The organism is Paenibacillus sanguinis 2301083 = DSM 16941 (genome assembly GCF_000374825.1).
Classification (GTDB): domain Bacteria; phylum Bacillota; class Bacilli; order Paenibacillales; family Paenibacillaceae; genus Fontibacillus; species Fontibacillus sanguinis.
In genome coordinates this window covers 485,996-503,431 of the sequence record NZ_KB895376.1, presented here as the reverse complement: position 1 = coordinate 503,431, position 17,436 = coordinate 485,996, and the positions used below count along the sequence as shown (strand labels likewise).

Sequence of the window (17,436 nt, the reverse complement as noted above, 5' to 3'; positions counted from 1 at the left end):
GGTTGGCGAACAAAATCCGTCAGCTTGGCGTCGGGGCGGTCGATGCGTCCAGCCCGGTGTCTGTGCTGTTCGGTAAAGTCATGAATACGGCTCCGCTGGAAATCCTGGTCGATCAACGGTTTACCATCGATCAGGATTTTTTGATTGTTCCGCAGCAAATGACCCGCTATGAATTGGATCTGACGCACCATCATACATTCGACGGAGGGGTAACCAGCAACGCATTGCTATCCCCTCTCGATTTGAAACACAACCATGTGATCGAGGGCGCGGCAACCGGGGATGCATTGTTAGACCCGATTGAATTAAGTCACAGTCACACTTATGTTGGTGGCGATACGGGGGAAGCACTGCCCGGAAAAATCGTCATCCGTGAAGGGTTGAAAGTTGGTGACAATGTGATGCTGCTTCGGATACAAGGCGGCCAGAAATACGTCGTATGGGACAAGGTGGTGAGCGGATGATCCCACAAGGAGGAAGCTTGAGGCCGGACACCGCTGCGGTGGAGCAGCCAAGCCGGACTTACAAGCTGGATGTGCGGCAAGGCCGTATGGGGGGAATGGTGGATGGACTGGATGCGGTAAGGCAGGCGGTTTATAAAATATTGCATACCGAGCGTTTTGCCCATTTGATCTATTCGGGAGACTACGGCTTTGAGCGGGCGGGACTGCTCGGAGGCAATCCCGACTTTGTGCGTTTGGAGTTAGGACGCCGGATTCGCGAGGCGCTGCTGGCTGATGAACGGATCTCGGATATTACAGAGTTCCGGGTAGAAATGCAAGGAGATGAGGCGAAGGTCAGCTTTACCGTACTGTCCGTGTATGGTGATTTTCGCATGGAGGTGAATACGAATGTATGAGCATGAAACCTATGAAGCTATTCTCTCCCGGATGTTGTCCCGGGTGCCGGGTACAATCGACAAGCGGGAGGGGAGCATCATCTACGATGCGTTAGCACCGGCGGCAGCCGAGCTGGCGCAGATGTATATTGAGCTGGATATCAACTTTGGTCTGTCCTTTGCGGATACCGCTAGCGGGGATTATTTATCGCGTCGCACCGCTGAATTTGGTGTAGATCGGCAGCAGGCTACGAAAGCCCGCCGAAGAGGACGTTTTTATGGAGCCCAGGATGCCCCCATCGATATTCCGCCCGGCAGCAGATTCTCGCTGAATGATCTGAATTATACGGCCATCTCGCGAATTACGGTTGGTGAATGGGTACTGGAATGTGAAACACCGGGAACTGAGGGCAATCAGCAATATGGTGCTTTGCTGCCGATTGATTATGTGCCTGACCTCGTTCACGCAGAGCTAGCCGATGTTATTATTCCCGGCGAGGATCAGGAGACCGATGAGGCCTTGAGATTGCGGTATTACGAGATTATTAACGAGCCGGCTTTTGGCGGCAATGTAGCGGATTATGAGCAAACTCTGAATAAGATGGAGGGTGTGGGAGCAACCAAGGTGTTCCCGGTCTGGAATGGCGGCGGCACCGTTAAGTGTACCGTGATCACTTCCGATTGGGATCAGCCGTCCGAAGCCTTTCTCGCCGAATTGCAAACGGCTATAGACCCTGCGATGAACCAGGGCAAGGGCTATGGTACGGCACCGATAGGGCACATCGTTACGGTGACTGGCGCAGCCGGTGTTGCTATTGACGTGGCGACAACGATTACACTCGCTGCGGGGACAACCCCGGGCCAAGTGCAGGCTCCAATAGAGGAAGCGATGACCGCTTATCTGCTGGGGTTGCGGCAAGGCTGGGCCCACGCTGAGCAAATTATTGTCCGGGTGGCCTTGATTGAGGCTGCCATATTGCAGGTTCCCGGGGTCATTGATGTGACGGAGACCAGGCTTAACGGGGCAGCGGGGAATCTCACACTGGCGGCTGACGAGATTCCGCAGATGGGGACGGTGACCGTTCATGCCTGAACGCATTTTGCCCTATCTTCCTGATTACTACGGAGAGGTGCTGGATTTTGTCCAATTGGCCCACACGGAAGATATGGAGCTGGATCAATTGGAAGGAGCGGTGGAGAAGCTATTTGCCGACCAATTTGTAAAGACGGCGGGGCTTCAGGCGATCAAACGCCGGGAGCGCATGCTGGGCATTCAAGCTGATCCGGCCACGGAAACCCTGGAGTTCCGCAAGCAGCGCATTTTGAACCGCTACCGGACGAAGCCTCCTTTTACCGTACGCTGGCTGCAAGAACAGCTGGACAAGTTGGTAGGCGCGGGTATGACCATCGTTTCGGTAGATCCGCCGAGCTTTGTTTTGTATGTGACGACCAACATTGAAAATGCGAACTTGTTCAAGGAAGTCCAGCACACCGTGCAGGCCATCAAACCCGCAAATATCCTTTACCAGCAAAACACTTCTATTAATACCACGGTTGGACTGAAAGAGCATCTGGTTCGGCGGGATATTGTGTGGAACTACAAGCTGGATGATTCATGGCAGCTAGGCGAGAAATCCTTTGCCACATTTGGAACGGAGGTTGAAGTTACATGATCACGGCATCTTTCAAGCAGGAGGTCGCCAACTATGTTAATACACGTATTGCCAAGGTTGTTTTGAATGAATCTTACGAGATTAACGAGTTTGAGCAAAAAGCGGTAACTGATTCAACGGTAGCCCTCAATTATATTGTTCCCGCCGCTAACGTTCCCGTCATTACACGGGTCGAGCTGCGGGATGCAGCAGATGGCATTCTGACTACCCATGAGGTCAATGTTCCGGTATCGTCGGACACGCTTATGCTGCAGACGGTAGAAGTTAAGGAGGTAGTGAACTGATGGCCAAGACAGATTGGAAAATGTCCGACACGGTGAAGCCGGCGGACATGAACGACATCGGGCAGGAGATCAATGATTTGCGTAGCGAGGTAGATAACATTGAGATTCCGCCCGCTAGCCTGACCACTCCGGGGATTGTGCAGCTCTCCAGCAGTGCGAACAGCAGCAGCGAGACCCTGGCGGCCACGCCGTTAGCGGTCAAAACCGCCCATGACGCAGCATTAGCCGCCCAAAACACGGCCAACGCCGCCAATTCCGCAGCGGCACAGGCAGGTACTGGCCTATCAACACATGCCAACAATACGACCATGCACATTACGGCGGCAGAGCGGGGGAAGTGGAATGGGGCGGAGAACAATGCTATAAACGCAAGCTTACCGAGAGCTACGCGGTCTGCCAACAATCTGAATAGCATCACAGAAAACGGTTTTTACGATGGGTACAGCATGGCTAATGCCCCAAGTACGGAATGGCATTATGTCGAGAATATCGTGCATTCTGCTAACCCCGGAGCTTGGAGATTTCAGAGGGCAACGAATTTTAATACAGGAGTTACGTATTGGAGGCAAATGAGAAGTGGAACATGGACAAATTGGAAAATATTTGGGGGTGGTGGAGTGAAAAGAGTATCTAGGTATACGCACACAAAAACTAGGGGCGGCCAATTTACCGTCACTATTCCTGCTGTTGACATGTCTAAAACATCATTAAATTTGTTAGGCTTTTCGACTTCATCATCCCAAAGTGAGAATGATTTTGACCCCGATGACTATGCATTGCGTATTGCACTTACTGACTCTACTACAGTAACTGTGACAAGCGAAGGAGCTGGAGAATCGGTAAGAAGTTTAGAAATAACTGTTTCATTTGAGGTCATCGAATATTATTGATCGAAGGGAAGTATAAATGATTAGAATGTTTCGTTCAAAAGACTACGTACAGGCTCATGAATTTATTGATTTTTCATCCATACAGCCGATTATCCAGCTTACAGGTATGGGTATCACAGTTGACTTTTCTAACACAGGTGATCTTCAATCCATTACGCTAAAAAACGGTACAACCACCATTGTGGCCGCTCCCGGGCAGTTTATCTACAAAACGAATACCGGAACGGTTGGAGTTTGTGAGTTGGAGTGGTTGCAAGATAATTACGTAGAAGACCCGCCAGTTATAGGTGCAAAATAACTATTAGGGCGCTCCGTAAGGCGTATTTTATGTGCAAAATAGCGATAACATTGAGGATTGCCATTGACGCAGGATATGGAGAAGTTTGGAGTGAGGATTTTCAAAGACGCAATTTCTCCTACCGAATGCTAAACATTCAGAAATCTGGTTTTAACATTCATCACAAAAGCGCTACGAATGACGATTGTACTACGTACTTCACGCAGGCCGCTCCTGGGGAATCCCCAAGATCGGCCTGTTTTTGTGTAATCTCACATTGAACTGATCTCCTCATCGGCCTGATGAACACTAGCTGTTCCTTTCATCAAACTCCTATCAGTTTTTGTCCACAACTACCCACAACCTGCATGGCAACAACCGCAATCACAACAACCGACAAAGGCATCTATGGTCCCTTTCCCCCTCCAGCCAACAAAGCTATACTAAAACCAACGTAAAAGAGCAGATAAGGGAGGAACCTAAGGATGAATGAGGAACGCAAGGATGAAATCGGCAGAAGATTTATTCTGAGCCCGGAGCTTGTAGTAGAGGAACTAGGTCAGCTCTCCATTCAGGAATTGAATTTTTTAATACATACCGCAAACAGGTTTAAAGAGGAAGAAGCCTTCCCTCATGTTTACCTCGACGAACGTATCCAAAGCTTTACCACTACCCTACACGATAAATTCAAGGCCGCCGAAGCACTTTATGTTGCATACGACAGAGCCACGCAGTACCCGTACATTGATGGTGAAGGCCGGGTGTGGATTTTTTCCCGGGAGGAATTTGCCGCCAGTGCCCAGGATTATTTTATGCAACAGCTTGTCATGCTGGAAATGAAGAGAATTGGACTGAAGGAGATCCTTCCTACTCTGGGTTTGTTTCATGTGTGGGGACTTCCGGGGATTTTACTGGATAATGGACAATATCATGTGGAACTCAAGCGCGATGAACTGCTGCCGCCGCCGGACTGGAGTGAAACGCCAGAGATTAATATTCCTGTGACCAATCCGGGGTTGCAACGAGCTCTCCTGCAATTTTTTCAGGGCCTTCATGCACCATCCGGAAGCCAGGAAGCGAGAGAACAACTGTTGAATGGGCTGGAAATGCAGATGCTTCATGAGGTGCTTCAGGCCAGATACCTGTTGCCTATGCAGTTACAGGAAGCAAATCCCTCGATCGCTGATGCAGAAGGACGCAAAACGTTAAAGGAAGGGACTGTGATTCAATTTGGCGTCTTGAGTGCCGAAGATGAATCCTCCTGGTTGCCTGCGTTCACAGACTGGCCCGAATTTGAAAAAGTGTACGACAAACACATCTGGAGCAGCAATATTGCCACCTATGAGGACCTGCTCGCGGTATCTGCCAATATGAGTGGTATTGTGATCAACTGCCGGGGCGTCGCCCTGCGCATTGATCCCGGCAACCGGGAGCGGATTGAAGCGTACCGCAAGGCACGTGATAGCAGCGAATATTAGTCCTGAGATGAGCTTCATTCCCGAACGAACTGGAAAAACTCCTGTTAATGTAGGCGAAAGCTGCAGAAGGACACCAGTTATATGGAATTTCTCCCGCTAATATCTGCGAAATGATTGATTTATGGCGAAAATAGGCAAAATATATGGAGGAATTCCAGCTAGACAGCAGATTTTCAGGAAAAAGCAGAAATTAACGTGAGGATTTCCAGCTAGCCATGTAGCTCGCCACCATAATGCAGCTCAGCAATCTATATAGCAAGCGACACGGCAACACAAACACGCGGCAAAATAGCCAACAACAACACAACAACACAACAACACAACAACACAACAACACAACAACGCAAAACAACAAAACAACAAAACAACAAAACAACAAAACAACACGAAAGACCAAAAGAGTGGAGGATATTTATGATGATGTCCGGGAAAAAAAACACCGGTTGGAACCTGAGCAACAGCTATACGGAATTACCCGACATGTTCTATACCCGTCAAGAGGCCAAGCCGGTCCGGTCGCCGCAGGCGGTCGTCCTGAACCGGGAGCTTGCGGAGCAGCTTGGGCTGGATGCCGAGGCGCTGCGCAGCGAAGAGAACCTTGCCGTGCTGGCCGGCAACGGACTGCCGCCCGGGGCGGAGCCGCTGGCTCAGGCCTACGCCGGGCATCAGTTCGGGTATTTCACGATGCTGGGCGACGGCCGGGCCTTGCTGCTGGGCGAACAAACCGCGCCTTCCGGCGAGCGGTATGACATCCAGCTCAAAGGCTCGGGCCGGACGCCTTACTCGCGTGGCGGCGATGGCCGCGCCGTGCTGGGGCCAATGCTGCGGGAGTACATCATCAGCGAAGCCATGCATGGGCTTCGCATTCCAACCACCCGCAGCCTGGCCGTCGTGACCACCGGGGAATTGGTGGTCCGCGAGCAAGAGCTGCGCGGCGCGGTACTCACCCGCGTCGCGTCCAGCCACGTGCGCGTCGGCACGTTCCAGTACGCCGCGCAATACGGCACGGCGAGCGACGTGCGCGCGCTCGCCGACTACGTCATCGGCCGGCACTACGCGGAGCTTGCCGGCCCTGATGCTGCGGCCGACGAGCACGGCCGCTATCTCGCGCTGCTGCGGGCGGTGATCCGCCGCCAGGCGGAGCTGATCGCCAAGTGGCAGCTTGTCGGTTTCGTCCACGGCGTCATGAACACCGACAACATGACCCTCAGCGGCGAGACGATCGACTATGGACCTTGCGCGTTCATAGACGCCTATGATCCGGCGACCGTGTTCAGCTCCATCGATTCGGGCGGACGGTATGCCTACGGCAACCAACCCAAGGTGGGAGCGTGGAATCTCGCCCGCCTGGCAGAGAGTCTTTTATCTTTGCTGCACGAGGACACCGGGGAAGCAGTCAAGCTCGCCGAGAGGGAATTGACGGTTTTCCATGATCATTTCCAAGCGGTCTGGCTGCAAGGCATGCGCGGGAAGCTGGGACTCTTCGGCGAGCAGCCGGAAGACGAGGCTTTGATTCAGCGTTTGCTGGAATTGATGCAGCTTCATCAAGCAGACTTCACCAATACGTTTCTGGCGCTGACCTTTGGCAGGCTGGAGGAGCCGAAGATGGCCGGTACACCGGAATGGGCAAGCTGGCTGGAGCAGTGGGAGACCAGGCTGGCTGCACAGGAGGAGAGTCGGGAGGCCTCCCGCCAACTCATGCTCAGCAGCAACCCGGCGGTCATTCCTCGCAACCATCTGGTAGAGGAAGCCTTGGAGGCCGCTGTTGAGCGGGATGATTATACCGTAATGCATCGCCTGCTATCCATATGGTCCGAGCCTTACGCTCATACAGAAGAGCAGGCAAAATATATAGTCTCGCCACCTGCCTGTGACCGTCCTTACCGCACGTTCTGCGGTACTTAAAGAACATAGAAAATGAAGATGTGGTGAACAATAGGAGCCTGCAACCGCATGGGCCTACACTCGCTGTTAAACCCGATTCTATGAAATACTTGAACCTAAAAAGGTTAAAATCCGGTTTAAAGGCGACCACTTTCGCTGTTTCAGCTCTATACCGGACCTCCGGCAATTGGTTCACCACACTTCCTCGTAGCTTTTTATAATTCCGCCAACAACAAAGGAGCAGTCATTCGCATGATTATTTTTCTCATTACCCTCGGGATCCTCATCCTGGGTATCTGGCTATTCCTTAGGCTGAACCCGGCCTTTGGAGGCAAGCCATCGCCGGAGCAGCTTCGCCGGTATGCCCAGTCTCCGAATTGGGACGGTCAGAAATTCGTCTATCCTGAGCCTACCCGCTCCTTTCATGCTTCGCCCGGCAATTTATTTTCGCTGTTACGCGATTATATTCGGGGGAACGATCGCATTCGCCCTACCCGGCCCCTTCTGGTCGTGAAGGTGGAACCCTCGGTATGGACAAAGCCTAATGGAGACAGCATTATTTGGCTGGGACATTCGGCTTTGCTGCTACATATTGGCGGCAAACGGCTGCTGCTTGATCCTATGCTGGGGCCGTCCCCCACCCCGGTTCCGCCCTTTGGCGGCAAACGTTATGCTCCCGAGCTCCCATTTGCTGTGGAAGCGCTGCCCCGGGTGGATGCCGTGTTAATTTCCCATGACCACTATGATCACCTCGACTACAAGACGATTACCATGCTTAAGGACAAGACCAAGCGGTTCATCGTGCCCTTGGGCGTGAGCTGCCATCTGGAACGGTGGGGGGTGAAGCCGGAACGGATCAGCGAGCATGACTGGTGGGATGAGCTGGAATGGGAGGGGCTTAAGTTCGTTTGCACGCCAGCACGCCATTACTCGGGCAGAGGCAGGGGCAAGCAGGATCGCAGCCTGTGGTGCTCTTGGGTAATTAGCTCACCGGAGCAGCGGGTATTTTTCAGCGGGGATAGTGGATATGGCCCCCATTTTCAGCAAATTGGTAAAAAATATGGCCCGTTCGACCTTGCTCTGATGGAATGCGGTCAATATGATGTCCGCTGGATCGATATTCATATGTTGCCAGAGCAGACGGTTCAGGCTGGTCTGGACGTGCAAGGGCAGTGGCTGCTGCCTATTCATTGGGGTGCATTTACCCTTGCCCTGCATGATTGGGATGATCCGATTCGGCGTGTGGTAGCGCAGGGGAGGATGAGTGGCATGCCCATAGCTACCCCCAAGATTGGCGAAATCCTGCCGCTTAAAGCGTTGGCAACTCCAGAGTTGACTCCTGTGAAGTCGACATCTCAAGAAATCCCGTCAGCCCCAGCAGAGTCGAACGCGTGGTGGAATTAACGCGGACATTTCATAGAACAAGAAGACTATATAGATCATATAGTCTCGTCTCCAAGGGTATTCCCAAAGTCGTATTTGGGGATACCCTTTTTTTGCATACCGAAACCATTAAGAAGTGCATGGGTTTTACCTGAGTCCTTAAAAATGAGGAGTTAAATATTACGAATTAGAAGTATCGAACGTGAGAGGACGATTCTATAATTAAATCAAGCTCCTGAAAGCGGATACAAATATCCGTTGGCTTTCAGAATAACGTGCTATAATTAAGGCTCAATTTAAAAATCAGTGCTTGCCAACAGGCATCTATAGAGCGGAGGGTCGTAGGGATTCTGGAGAAACGAAGTGGTCGCCTTTGCGAATGGATTTCAACCTTATAAGAATTTATTGAATCAGGAAAATCCATGAGGGGCAGCGATTGGAAGAACCCTACGAACCCGCAGCGCTTCATCGTGCACATGACAAGCAATGATTTCGGTCTTGAGCCATAATTAATAGCTAAATACTATTTTGAAGCCTGAAGGTGTGAGCTATGAAATCCATTTTGCAAGCGTTTGCAGATTATCTTCGGAGTCTGCGTCTTGTTCACAAACTGTTTATCGGCTATATCCTGCTCATCTGCGTTCCCTTTGCTGTGGTTGGTTTCATCTTCTATCGACAAATGTATATGAACCAACTGGATCATTTCAAAAGTGGCAAAACGCAAATGATAGAGCAGGCATACCGGAACCTGGAGGTGGATCTTACCAAAATTGAGGCGATGTATCCGCTGTTTCAAAGCAACACCAGTCTTATTGACTATTTGGGAGGCTTTAGCGCCGAGGATTGGGATCAAGCTTACCTTTATAAGCAAGAAATCGGCCCTACGTTTTCCTTTGCTTATATATCCAACCAGCTAGTCGACAAAATTACGATGTACAAATTCGATCCGAATGTGCCTATTTTGTCTCCCGAGATCGAGGATATCACCAGATTTACGGCTCAAGAGCACATAGAAGCCGTTGATCAGCTGCCTGCGAACAGAGGGATATGGATTTACGAAGCGTCTGGTGAACGTGATCGGCTGCCGTCTATTCGTTATTTACACAAAATGTATAATAACAGCTATACACGTACCGTCGGCTTGTTGCAACTGACCTTAAACGACGGGTTGATCAGACAGTTTTTCAATACACAGCAAACCAATGATGAGGTGCTGCGGTTGGTTGCAGACGCAAACGACCACGTGTTGTTTGAGGACCCCGGTCTGGAGCTTGATGAGGCAACCCAAAGCGAAATATTGTCTCGTGTTTCCGGGTCAGGCATTGCCAGCTTTTACACGAAGGACCATCGCTATCTGATTGGTGCGGCTCGTATTGAGCGTTTTGATCTCATATTGGTGGAGGCTTATAAAACGCGGGAAGCATTGAATATTGGCAAAGAAACTGGAATAGCCGCAGGTCTTGGCTTGTTGCTGCTTGTGTTGTTATCGGTCATGTATTTTGCGATTGCTTCGTCGATTACGCTGCGGCTTGTCCGTTTTTCCCGCCATATGAGAAAGGTCGATGATCCGAGAGACGCGATATATCCGGCCGACGATGGCAGTACGGATGAAATTGGTTATCTGATATCTGCTTATAATGCAATGATCAGAAGAGTAGATGAATTGAAGCAGGTGGTCACGCAAACGGAGCTGCTCAAGAAGGAAGCCGAGATCAAAATGCTGCAGGCACAAATCAATCCACATTTTCTGTACAACACGCTGGAGACGATGTGTATGCTGGCAGCCATGAACGAAGACAACGAAGTGGCCGACATCGGCTGGAAGCTGGGAAAGCTGCTAAGATACAGCTTGTCCAGCACCAAGGATGAAAGTACGCTGGGCGAAGAACTCGAAAATATCAGGCATTATCTTGACATCCACCGTATTCGGATGGGGGATAAGCTGGTCACCGAGTTTACCGTCGATGAGGAAGCACTGCTATTGCCTTGTCCAAGATTTATTCTTCAGCCCCTTGTGGAGAACAGCATTCTTCACGGGTTCCGAAATGTTCGCGGACCGGCGCGATTACATCTGGAACTGTTGGCTGAGGAATCAGGGGTCCTCCTGCGGATTTCCGACAGCGGGGCGGGCATTCCTGCAGAGCGGCTGACCATGCTCCGCGAAGTGCTCGAAGGGCGGCAGACGATGATGGCAACCTCATCCTCTGGAGGCATGGGGCTGCACAATGTGAATGAACGCCTTAAGGCTTTTTATGGCAGCAGGGCACAACTGGATATTCAGAGCACCGAAGGACAGGGAACCACGATTACGGCTTATCTGGTCAAAGGAGGGTGGGCGCGCCATGCTTAAATTGATGATCGTTGACGACGAAGCTATCATTGTCCAGGGATTGCAGCATGTCATTCGCCGGCTGAAGACACCGTTTACGGATATTGTCGGGGTTAGCGACAGTGTGGAGGCGCTGCGTATGGTCGGAGAGTTCAAACCGGATCTTCTGATTACGGATATCCAGATGCCAGAGCTAAACGGACTGGACTTGATTCAGTCCATTGCGGACAAGAAGGCCGCTTCCAGATTTATTATTTTGACCGGTTACGAGACGTTTGATTATGCCAGGAAGGCGGTACGCCTTCAGGTTGCGGATTATTTGCTGAAACCGGTTGATCCTCTGGAGCTTTCGGATCTGCTGAACCGGCTGTCACTGGAAATTGTAGAGGAGAGAAGCCGTGTACAAGCAGCAACAGACCCGGAAGAGTCCGCGAAGGATCAGGACAGCAATCATAACATTCGCAGATTCAAAGACTTTATCCAGGGCAATTACATGAGGGATATTTCGCTGGAAGACGTAGCAGAGTATCTGAACCTTCATCCCAGCTATGTATGCAGCTTGCTGAAGCGAGAGACTCAACAGACCTTTGTGCAATATTTGCGGGCATTTCGGATCGAAAAAGGTAAAAAGCTTCTGCGCGAGCTGCCGAACCTCCCGCTGGAGCAGGCCGCAAAAGCTATCGGCTTTAGAAGTCAAGCTCACTTCTATAAAGTGTTCAAGCAAGAGAGCGGAGTTACTCCCGGAGACTACAGAAATATGAAGGATTAGGTTGAAATGATAGGGGTGGTTTTATGAATGTAGCTAAAATCCAGGCAAGGGCAGTGAAGCCGAGATTGGGAAGCCGTTCCAGGTTCGGCGCCGTCTGGAGATATCGCTGGTTGTATGCGTTTATGCTTCCAGGCATCCTGTATTTTATTGTTTTCAAGTATGTTCCGCTGTGGGGCTTAATCATGGCCTTCAAAAATTATCAGCCCTACGCGGGGCTTATGGGCAGCGAGTGGGTGGGCTTTGAGCATTTCCAGCGGTTTTTCGGTATGGAAGAATTCTGGCAGCTATTCCGCAATACGCTCCTGCTGGGGTTATACAATACGGTGATCTATTTCCCGATCACGATTGTGCTCGCCCTGCTTTTGAATGAGATAAGAAAAGAAGCTTTCAAAAGAGTGGTGCAAACGCTTGTGTATGTGCCGCATTTCCTGTCATGGGTGGTCATCGCCGGGATATCTTATGTGCTGCTGTCTACTGAAAACGGTATCATCAACAGTGCCATTACGGCTCTCGGCGGACCGTCGATTGAATTCCTGACCAGCACCGACTGGTTCCGCCCGCTCATTATTCTCCAGCTGATCTGGAAGGATGCCGGCTGGGGGACAATTATTTTCCTGGCGGCGCTGGCAGGCGTAAATACGCAGCTGTATGAAGCAGCAAGAATAGATGGGGCCAGTCGGTTCAGATTGCTGTGGCATATTACGCTTCCATCCATTCGCAGCGTGATTGTGGTGCTGTTTATCCTGCGGATGGGGACCTTCCTGGATCTTGGCTTTGAACAAATCTTCCTGATGCTGAACGCGATTAACCGCGAGGTTGGTGAAGTATTTGATACGTATGTGTACCGGGTAGGGCTGCTGCAGGGACAATTCAGCTATAGTACCGCCGTAGGCTTGTTCAAATCCGTAATCGGCTTTATATTGGTCGTTCTCACGAACAAAATCGCCAAAATGTTTGGCGAAGAAGGAATCTATTAATGCGAGTTCTAAAAGTCGGGTTTACAGCTAGTCCCAGGTGAATTCAAGATTCGATGTCGAATTTACTCCTCGAACAGCTTCGTCCGGGGAAGATGACTTTTTGAACAACCTCTATTAGGAAGGAGGCGAGAGCCTATGCATACCCATCCCACCTTACTGAGCAGACTGTTTGACGTTTTTAACTATGTGTTGCTGAGCCTTGTGGGGCTGGCCATGCTTTTACCCTTTGTTTATGTAGTGATCACTTCGTTTTCCAATCAGAACACGGTGTGGCCCACTGAATTTTCCCTGGACGCCTATCGGTATATTTTTTCTACTCACACATTTATGCAGAGTCTCGGGGTTTCCGTATACATTACACTGGCGGGAACGTTCCTCAGCTTGCTGACAAGCGCGCTGATGGCGTACTCGTTGTCCTACAAGGTTCTGCCCGGAAGAAGCGGCATTCTTATGATGGTTCTGTTCACGATGGTATTCCAGGGGGGGATGATCCCTACGTATTTCGTCGTCAAGAATCTGCATATGCTGGATACAACCTGGTCTTTGATTATTCCCGGGATGATCAGCGCATTTTATTTGATTGTCATGCGTGATTTCTTCTCCAACGTACCGCACGAATTGCTTGAATCCGCAAAAATCGATGGTGCGCATGAACTGATTGTATTGCTGCGAATTGTACTGCCGCTGTCGCTTCCTGCAATGGCTGCCTTTGGATTATTTTATGCGGTAGGGATCTGGAATCAGTATTTCAATGCCATTCTATATATCAATACGCCGGACCTATGGCCGGTCCAGGTGATTCTCAGACAGATTGTCATTCTGGCTTCCGGCGGACTTGGCTCAGGAGACGGAGCAGAGAGTGTAGCCTACTATGGGCAGGGGGTTAAAATGGCCGTGATCGTCGTTTCGACGCTGCCAATTATGATCGTCTATCCGTTTTTGCAAAAGCATTTTGCCAAAGGGGCTTTAATGGGCTCGGTGAAGGGCTGACAAATTGATGTTATTCAAAAGGGAGGCAATAGGAATGACACTTAAAAAAAGTATACAGAAAAAAATGGGGGCGGCGATGCTTGTTCTGGCTCTAGCCGGCTCTCTGCTGGCAGGGTGTGGCTCCAACGAGGCCAGCCAGGCAGACCCCGGCTCAGCCAATCAGCCGCTCAATATCAAGATGACCTTGAACTTTGACGGAAAAGAAGTTCCGCAAAAGGATAACGAAGTCGAGCAGGCCATGGAGAAATATACGAACACATCGCTTGATTTCACTCATATTTCCAGCAATGACTTCTGTACCAAGCTGCCGGTCATGATTGCCTCCGGTGAACTGCCGCAGGTGCTGGCGAGCTGCGGTGCGCCTAATCAGTCCTATCTGATTACGGCTGCCCAAAACGGCGCCTTCTGGGACATTACCGATCTTATTAAAGACTATAAGAATTTGGCCTCTATGCCGCAGCTCGTCTACGACAACGTATCCATCGAAGGCCGATTGTACGGGATACCACGGTTCCGTCCTGTATCTCGCTATACGTTCGTGTACCGTCAGGACTGGCTTGATCATCTCGGCATGCAACCGCCACAAACAGTTGACGATTTATACCAGATGTTAAAAGCGTTCACAGAGCAGGACCCGGATAACAACGGTAAAAATGATACCACAGGCGCTACACTTATGATCATCAATAATACGCTCTCCTTCGACTTCAGCCCGGCTTTTGGAGCTCCAAACAATTGGAGCGAGACCAACGGGAAGTTTGTGAAAGCGGAAGAGACGCCAGAATACCTGGAATATCTCAAGTTTATGAAAAGGCTTTACGATGAAGGGCTGATTAACAAGGATTTTGCCTCCATTGATGTGGGACAAAATGAAGGGAATCTGGAGAACGGCAAAGCCGGTGTAATCAATGCCGCAACCAACAATGTGCTTGGCTTTCAAAGCCGTGTCGAGAAAGTGAACCCCGAAGCAAAGCTGGACTTTGTCAGCGCGCTGGAAGGGCCGCAGGGAAAAAGAGTATCTGCGGACCGAGGCTCCAACGGGATTCTGATGTTTCCGAAAGCAAGCGTAAAAAGTGAAGAAGAGCTGAAGCAACTGCTGACTTTCTTTGACAAGCTGGCGGATCAGGAAATGGCGGACTTGCTGGAATGGGGAATTGAAGGCAAGCATTATGAAATGAAGGATGGGAAGGCGGTTCGTCTCAACCAGGAGCTTTATGATGATGAGGTTTCCTTCCCGTACAATAAGCCTCTCGTTACGGTACCTTTAACAGCAATTAAAACGCCAGGCGATCTCGACCCGATCTCCGAGAAAGTGATTCAGGTGGAGAAAGAAAATGAACAATATGCGGTCAAGGACCCGACGATGAGTCTGGTATCCGATACTTGGGCAGAACGTGGTGCAGAACTGACGCAACTTCTGATCGACGCCAAGGTGAAATTCATTATGGGCAAGCTGGACGAGAACGGCTGGAAGGAGCAGCTTGAGAAATTCAAGCAGGTTGGCGGCGACAAGGTAGCTGAAGAGTATGCCGCCGCATTGGCCAAATCGAAATAGCAAAAAGTGGAGGTACTTTCATGCAATTGCCAGGCAATCACAGTGAGGTTTACAAATGCTGGCTGCGGTACGCGGCGGTCACTGATCCGGCAAGCCTTGAGGAATACCGGAAATGGTGCGGGGAGCTAGTCTCCCCGGCCACCGCCGGCCTTGTGCTTGAATCGGCGGTGTCGGAGCTTCAGCAGGGCATGTTATCGCTGATCGGTGTGGAGCCGCAAAGAAGGTCGGACCCGGAAGCCTCTCATTATATGCTGCTGGGAGTCGGGGGACAATCGGGCGCCATTGACGAAGCTTTATCACCCTTGTCTGACTCGTCACCAGATAGTTATGTGCTCAAAACCTGCTCTTTGAACGGGCGGAAGTGTCTGCTTGTTGCCGGGAAATCGGAACGCGGAGCCTTGTATGCAGCTTTTCACCTGCTCAGGCTTATGCAAATGGGAAGCACGCTGGAGGACCTGGATATTCAGGAATCCCCCTCGAACGGACTAAGGATGATCAACCAGTGGGACAACATGGATGGAAGCATTGAGCGAGGTTACGCGGGGCAATCCATTTTTTATGAAAATAACCGGATTGTCGGCGATTTAACCCGCGTCAAGGATTATGCGCGGCTGCTCTCCTCTACGGGAATCAATGCGATCTCCATCAACAATGTGAATGTCCATCATTACGAAACCATGCTGATCACGGAGTCGCAGCTGCCGGAGGTGGTCCGGGTCGCTGAGGTCTTCCGCGAATATGGGATTACCACGTTCCTGAGCATCAATTTTGCCAGCCCGATTCAGGTCGGGAACTTGCCTGTGGCTGACCCGCTTGTTGAAGAGGTCAGAATGTGGTGGAGGAAGGCGGCCAGCGATATTTACCGGGTGATTCCTGATTTCGGCGGTTTTCTCGTCAAGGCGGATTCCGAATCGCGTCCCGGGCCGTTTACGTATGGACGCAACCATATTGATGGAGCGAACATGCTGGCGGAAGCGTTACAGCCCTATGGAGGCATCGTAATCTGGCGCTGCTTTGTCTACAACTGTCAGCAGGACTGGCGCGATCGCAGCACGGACCGGGCCAGAGCAGCATATGATCATTTCACCCCGCTTGACGGCGGATTCCATGATAATGTGATCCTGCAGATCAAGAACGGACCGATGGATTTTCAGGTCCGTGAGCCCGTATCGCCGTTGTTCGGGGCCTTGCCCTCGACCCATCAGATGCTGGAGCTGCAGATCGCCCAGGAATATACCGGACAGGCGAGACATGTCTGCTACCTGGTGCCACAGTGGAAGGAAGTGCTGGAATTTGACACCTTTGCGCGCGGAGAAGGGTCCGAGGTAGCCAAGGTAGTATCCGGGACGCTGTTTGGCAGCAAATTAGGCGGCATTGCGGCTGTATCCAACATCGGGAATGACGAGAACTGGACGGGGCATGTTTTGGCCCAGGCCAATTTATACGGCTTTGGCCGTCTGAGCTGGAATCCGCAGCTGACCCCCGAACAGATTGCCAGAGAGTGGATTTATCTGACGTTCGGGACCAAGCCCAAGGTAGTAGAGATTATTCTGCATATTCTGCTGAACTCCTGGCAGACCTATGAAAATTACACGGCCCCGCTTGGCGTTGGCTGGATGGTCAACCCGAATCATCATTACGGGCCCAACGTCGACGGTTACGAGTATTCCCGGTGGGGAACCTATCATTTTGCCGACAGGGACGGAATAGGCGTGGATCGAACCGTGAAGACGGGAACCGGATATACGTCTCAATATCACCCGCCTTATGCAGAGCTTTATGAATCGCTGGATACCTGTCCGGACGAATTGCTGCTGTTTTTTCATCATGTTCCATACTCCCATAAGCTGCATTCCGGTCAAACGGTCATTCAGCATATTTACGACACGCATTTTGCCGGTGCGGAGCAGGCAGCGGGTTTTCTGGAGAAGTGGCTGACTCTGGAAGGAAGCATAGACGCCGGGCAATTTGAAAATGTTCGTTCCCGGCTTCAGGAGCAGGCGCAGCACGCCCTGGAATGGCGGGATCAAATCAATACGTATTTTTTTCGCAAATCGGGTATGGCCGACGAACACGGACGAACAATTTATTAGGAACAGAAGAGAGGGC

Annotated in this window: 16 protein-coding genes; all 16 read left to right on the top strand. The window is 51.0% G+C overall.

All coding sequences use genetic code 11. The features are described from left to right. Positions 1–2 precede the first annotated feature (2 nt). The 16 genes from C557_RS22810 to C557_RS0102285 all read left to right on the top strand — a co-directional run bounded on the left by C557_RS22810 (position 3) and on the right by C557_RS0102285 (position 17,420). A complete protein-coding gene (locus C557_RS22810; protein WP_026263256.1) occupies positions 3–464 on the top strand; it encodes a DUF2577 domain-containing protein in 462 nt (153 codons plus the stop codon). Next, entirely contained in the window at positions 461–859 is a 399-nt protein-coding gene (locus tag C557_RS0102355) for a DUF2634 domain-containing protein (protein WP_018750215.1), read from the top strand. The genes C557_RS22810 and C557_RS0102355 overlap by 4 nt, the downstream gene beginning before the upstream one ends. After that, complete coding sequence (locus tag C557_RS0102350) at positions 852–1,931, top strand: baseplate J/gp47 family protein (protein ID WP_018750214.1); 1,080 nt, start codon at positions 852–854, stop codon at positions 1,929–1,931. The genes C557_RS0102355 and C557_RS0102350 overlap by 8 nt, the downstream gene beginning before the upstream one ends. Beyond that, complete coding sequence (locus tag C557_RS0102345; RefSeq protein ID WP_018750213.1) at positions 1,924–2,511, top strand: putative phage tail protein; 588 nt, start codon at positions 1,924–1,926, stop codon at positions 2,509–2,511. Before C557_RS0102350 ends, C557_RS0102345 begins: the two co-directional genes overlap by 8 nt. Next, on the top strand, positions 2,508–2,795 hold the full coding sequence (locus C557_RS0102340) for a hypothetical protein (RefSeq protein ID WP_018750212.1): 288 nt from the start codon (positions 2,508–2,510) through the stop codon (positions 2,793–2,795). Before C557_RS0102345 ends, C557_RS0102340 begins: the two co-directional genes overlap by 4 nt. Then, positions 2,795–3,685, top strand: a complete 891-nt coding sequence (locus C557_RS0102335; RefSeq protein ID WP_018750211.1) for a pyocin knob domain-containing protein — start codon at positions 2,795–2,797, stop codon at positions 3,683–3,685. The genes C557_RS0102340 and C557_RS0102335 overlap by 1 nt, the downstream gene beginning before the upstream one ends. A 16-nt stretch (positions 3,686–3,701) precedes the next feature. Next, positions 3,702–3,983, top strand: a complete 282-nt coding sequence (locus C557_RS0102330; RefSeq protein ID WP_018750210.1) for a hypothetical protein — start codon at positions 3,702–3,704, stop codon at positions 3,981–3,983. A 464-nt stretch (positions 3,984–4,447) separates the two neighbouring features. After that, the gene (locus C557_RS0102325) at positions 4,448–5,440 is read left to right on the top strand and encodes an SseB family protein (protein ID WP_018750209.1); all 993 of its coding nucleotides are present in this window, start codon (positions 4,448–4,450) and stop codon (positions 5,438–5,440) included. Between the two features lie 414 nt (positions 5,441–5,854). Next, complete coding sequence (locus C557_RS0102320; protein WP_018750208.1) at positions 5,855–7,345, top strand: protein adenylyltransferase SelO; 1,491 nt, start codon at positions 5,855–5,857, stop codon at positions 7,343–7,345. Between the two features lie 231 nt (positions 7,346–7,576). After that, positions 7,577–8,728 (top strand): MBL fold metallo-hydrolase, encoded by a 1,152-nt coding sequence (locus C557_RS0102315; RefSeq protein WP_018750207.1) that lies wholly within the window; start codon positions 7,577–7,579, stop codon positions 8,726–8,728. Positions 8,729–9,257: 529 nt separating this feature from the next. After that, a complete protein-coding gene (locus C557_RS0102310; RefSeq protein WP_018750206.1) occupies positions 9,258–11,057 on the top strand; it encodes a sensor histidine kinase in 1,800 nt (599 codons plus the stop codon). Further along, positions 11,050–11,805 (top strand): response regulator transcription factor, encoded by a 756-nt coding sequence (locus C557_RS0102305; RefSeq protein ID WP_018750205.1) that lies wholly within the window; start codon positions 11,050–11,052, stop codon positions 11,803–11,805. Before C557_RS0102310 ends, C557_RS0102305 begins: the two co-directional genes overlap by 8 nt. A 23-nt stretch (positions 11,806–11,828) precedes the next feature. Beyond that, positions 11,829–12,782 carry an ABC transporter permease gene (locus C557_RS0102300; protein ID WP_018750204.1) on the top strand — a complete coding sequence of 318 codons (954 nt, stop codon included), beginning with the start codon at positions 11,829–11,831 and terminating at the stop codon, positions 12,780–12,782. Positions 12,783–12,917: 135 nt separating this feature from the next. Then, positions 12,918–13,772, top strand: a complete 855-nt coding sequence (locus C557_RS0102295) for a carbohydrate ABC transporter permease (protein ID WP_018750203.1) — start codon at positions 12,918–12,920, stop codon at positions 13,770–13,772. A 34-nt stretch (positions 13,773–13,806) separates the two neighbouring features. Continuing rightward, entirely contained in the window at positions 13,807–15,327 is a 1,521-nt protein-coding gene (locus C557_RS0102290; RefSeq protein ID WP_018750202.1) for an extracellular solute-binding protein, read from the top strand. A 20-nt stretch (positions 15,328–15,347) separates the two neighbouring features. After that, positions 15,348–17,420, top strand: coding sequence for an alpha-glucuronidase family glycosyl hydrolase (locus C557_RS0102285; RefSeq protein ID WP_018750201.1), 2,073 nt, complete (start codon positions 15,348–15,350; stop codon positions 17,418–17,420). Positions 17,421–17,436 lie beyond the last annotated feature (16 nt).

Excerpts from the sequence above, each read along its gene's own strand:
- C557_RS0102355 (WP_018750215.1), top strand. The coding sequence starts at position 461 with ATGATCCCACAAGGAGGAAGCTTGAGGCCGGACACCGCTGCGGTGGAG.
- C557_RS0102350 (WP_018750214.1), top strand. The coding sequence starts at position 852 with ATGTATGAGCATGAAACCTATGAAGCTATTCTCTCCCGGATGTTGTCC.
- C557_RS0102345 (WP_018750213.1), top strand. The coding sequence starts at position 1,924 with ATGCCTGAACGCATTTTGCCCTATCTTCCTGATTACTACGGAGAGGTG.
- C557_RS0102340 (WP_018750212.1), top strand. The coding sequence starts at position 2,508 with ATGATCACGGCATCTTTCAAGCAGGAGGTCGCCAACTATGTTAATACA.
- C557_RS0102335 (WP_018750211.1), top strand. The coding sequence starts at position 2,795 with ATGGCCAAGACAGATTGGAAAATGTCCGACACGGTGAAGCCGGCGGAC.
- C557_RS0102330 (WP_018750210.1), top strand. The coding sequence starts at position 3,702 with ATGATTAGAATGTTTCGTTCAAAAGACTACGTACAGGCTCATGAATTT.
- C557_RS0102325 (WP_018750209.1), top strand. The coding sequence starts at position 4,448 with ATGAATGAGGAACGCAAGGATGAAATCGGCAGAAGATTTATTCTGAGC.
- C557_RS0102320 (WP_018750208.1), top strand. The coding sequence starts at position 5,855 with ATGATGATGTCCGGGAAAAAAAACACCGGTTGGAACCTGAGCAACAGC.
- C557_RS0102315 (WP_018750207.1), top strand. The coding sequence starts at position 7,577 with ATGATTATTTTTCTCATTACCCTCGGGATCCTCATCCTGGGTATCTGG.
- C557_RS0102310 (WP_018750206.1), top strand. The coding sequence starts at position 9,258 with ATGAAATCCATTTTGCAAGCGTTTGCAGATTATCTTCGGAGTCTGCGT.
- C557_RS0102305 (WP_018750205.1), top strand. The coding sequence starts at position 11,050 with ATGCTTAAATTGATGATCGTTGACGACGAAGCTATCATTGTCCAGGGA.
- C557_RS0102300 (WP_018750204.1), top strand. The coding sequence starts at position 11,829 with ATGAATGTAGCTAAAATCCAGGCAAGGGCAGTGAAGCCGAGATTGGGA.
- C557_RS0102295 (WP_018750203.1), top strand. The coding sequence starts at position 12,918 with ATGCATACCCATCCCACCTTACTGAGCAGACTGTTTGACGTTTTTAAC.
- C557_RS0102290 (WP_018750202.1), top strand. The coding sequence starts at position 13,807 with ATGACACTTAAAAAAAGTATACAGAAAAAAATGGGGGCGGCGATGCTT.
- C557_RS0102285 (WP_018750201.1), top strand. The coding sequence starts at position 15,348 with ATGCAATTGCCAGGCAATCACAGTGAGGTTTACAAATGCTGGCTGCGG.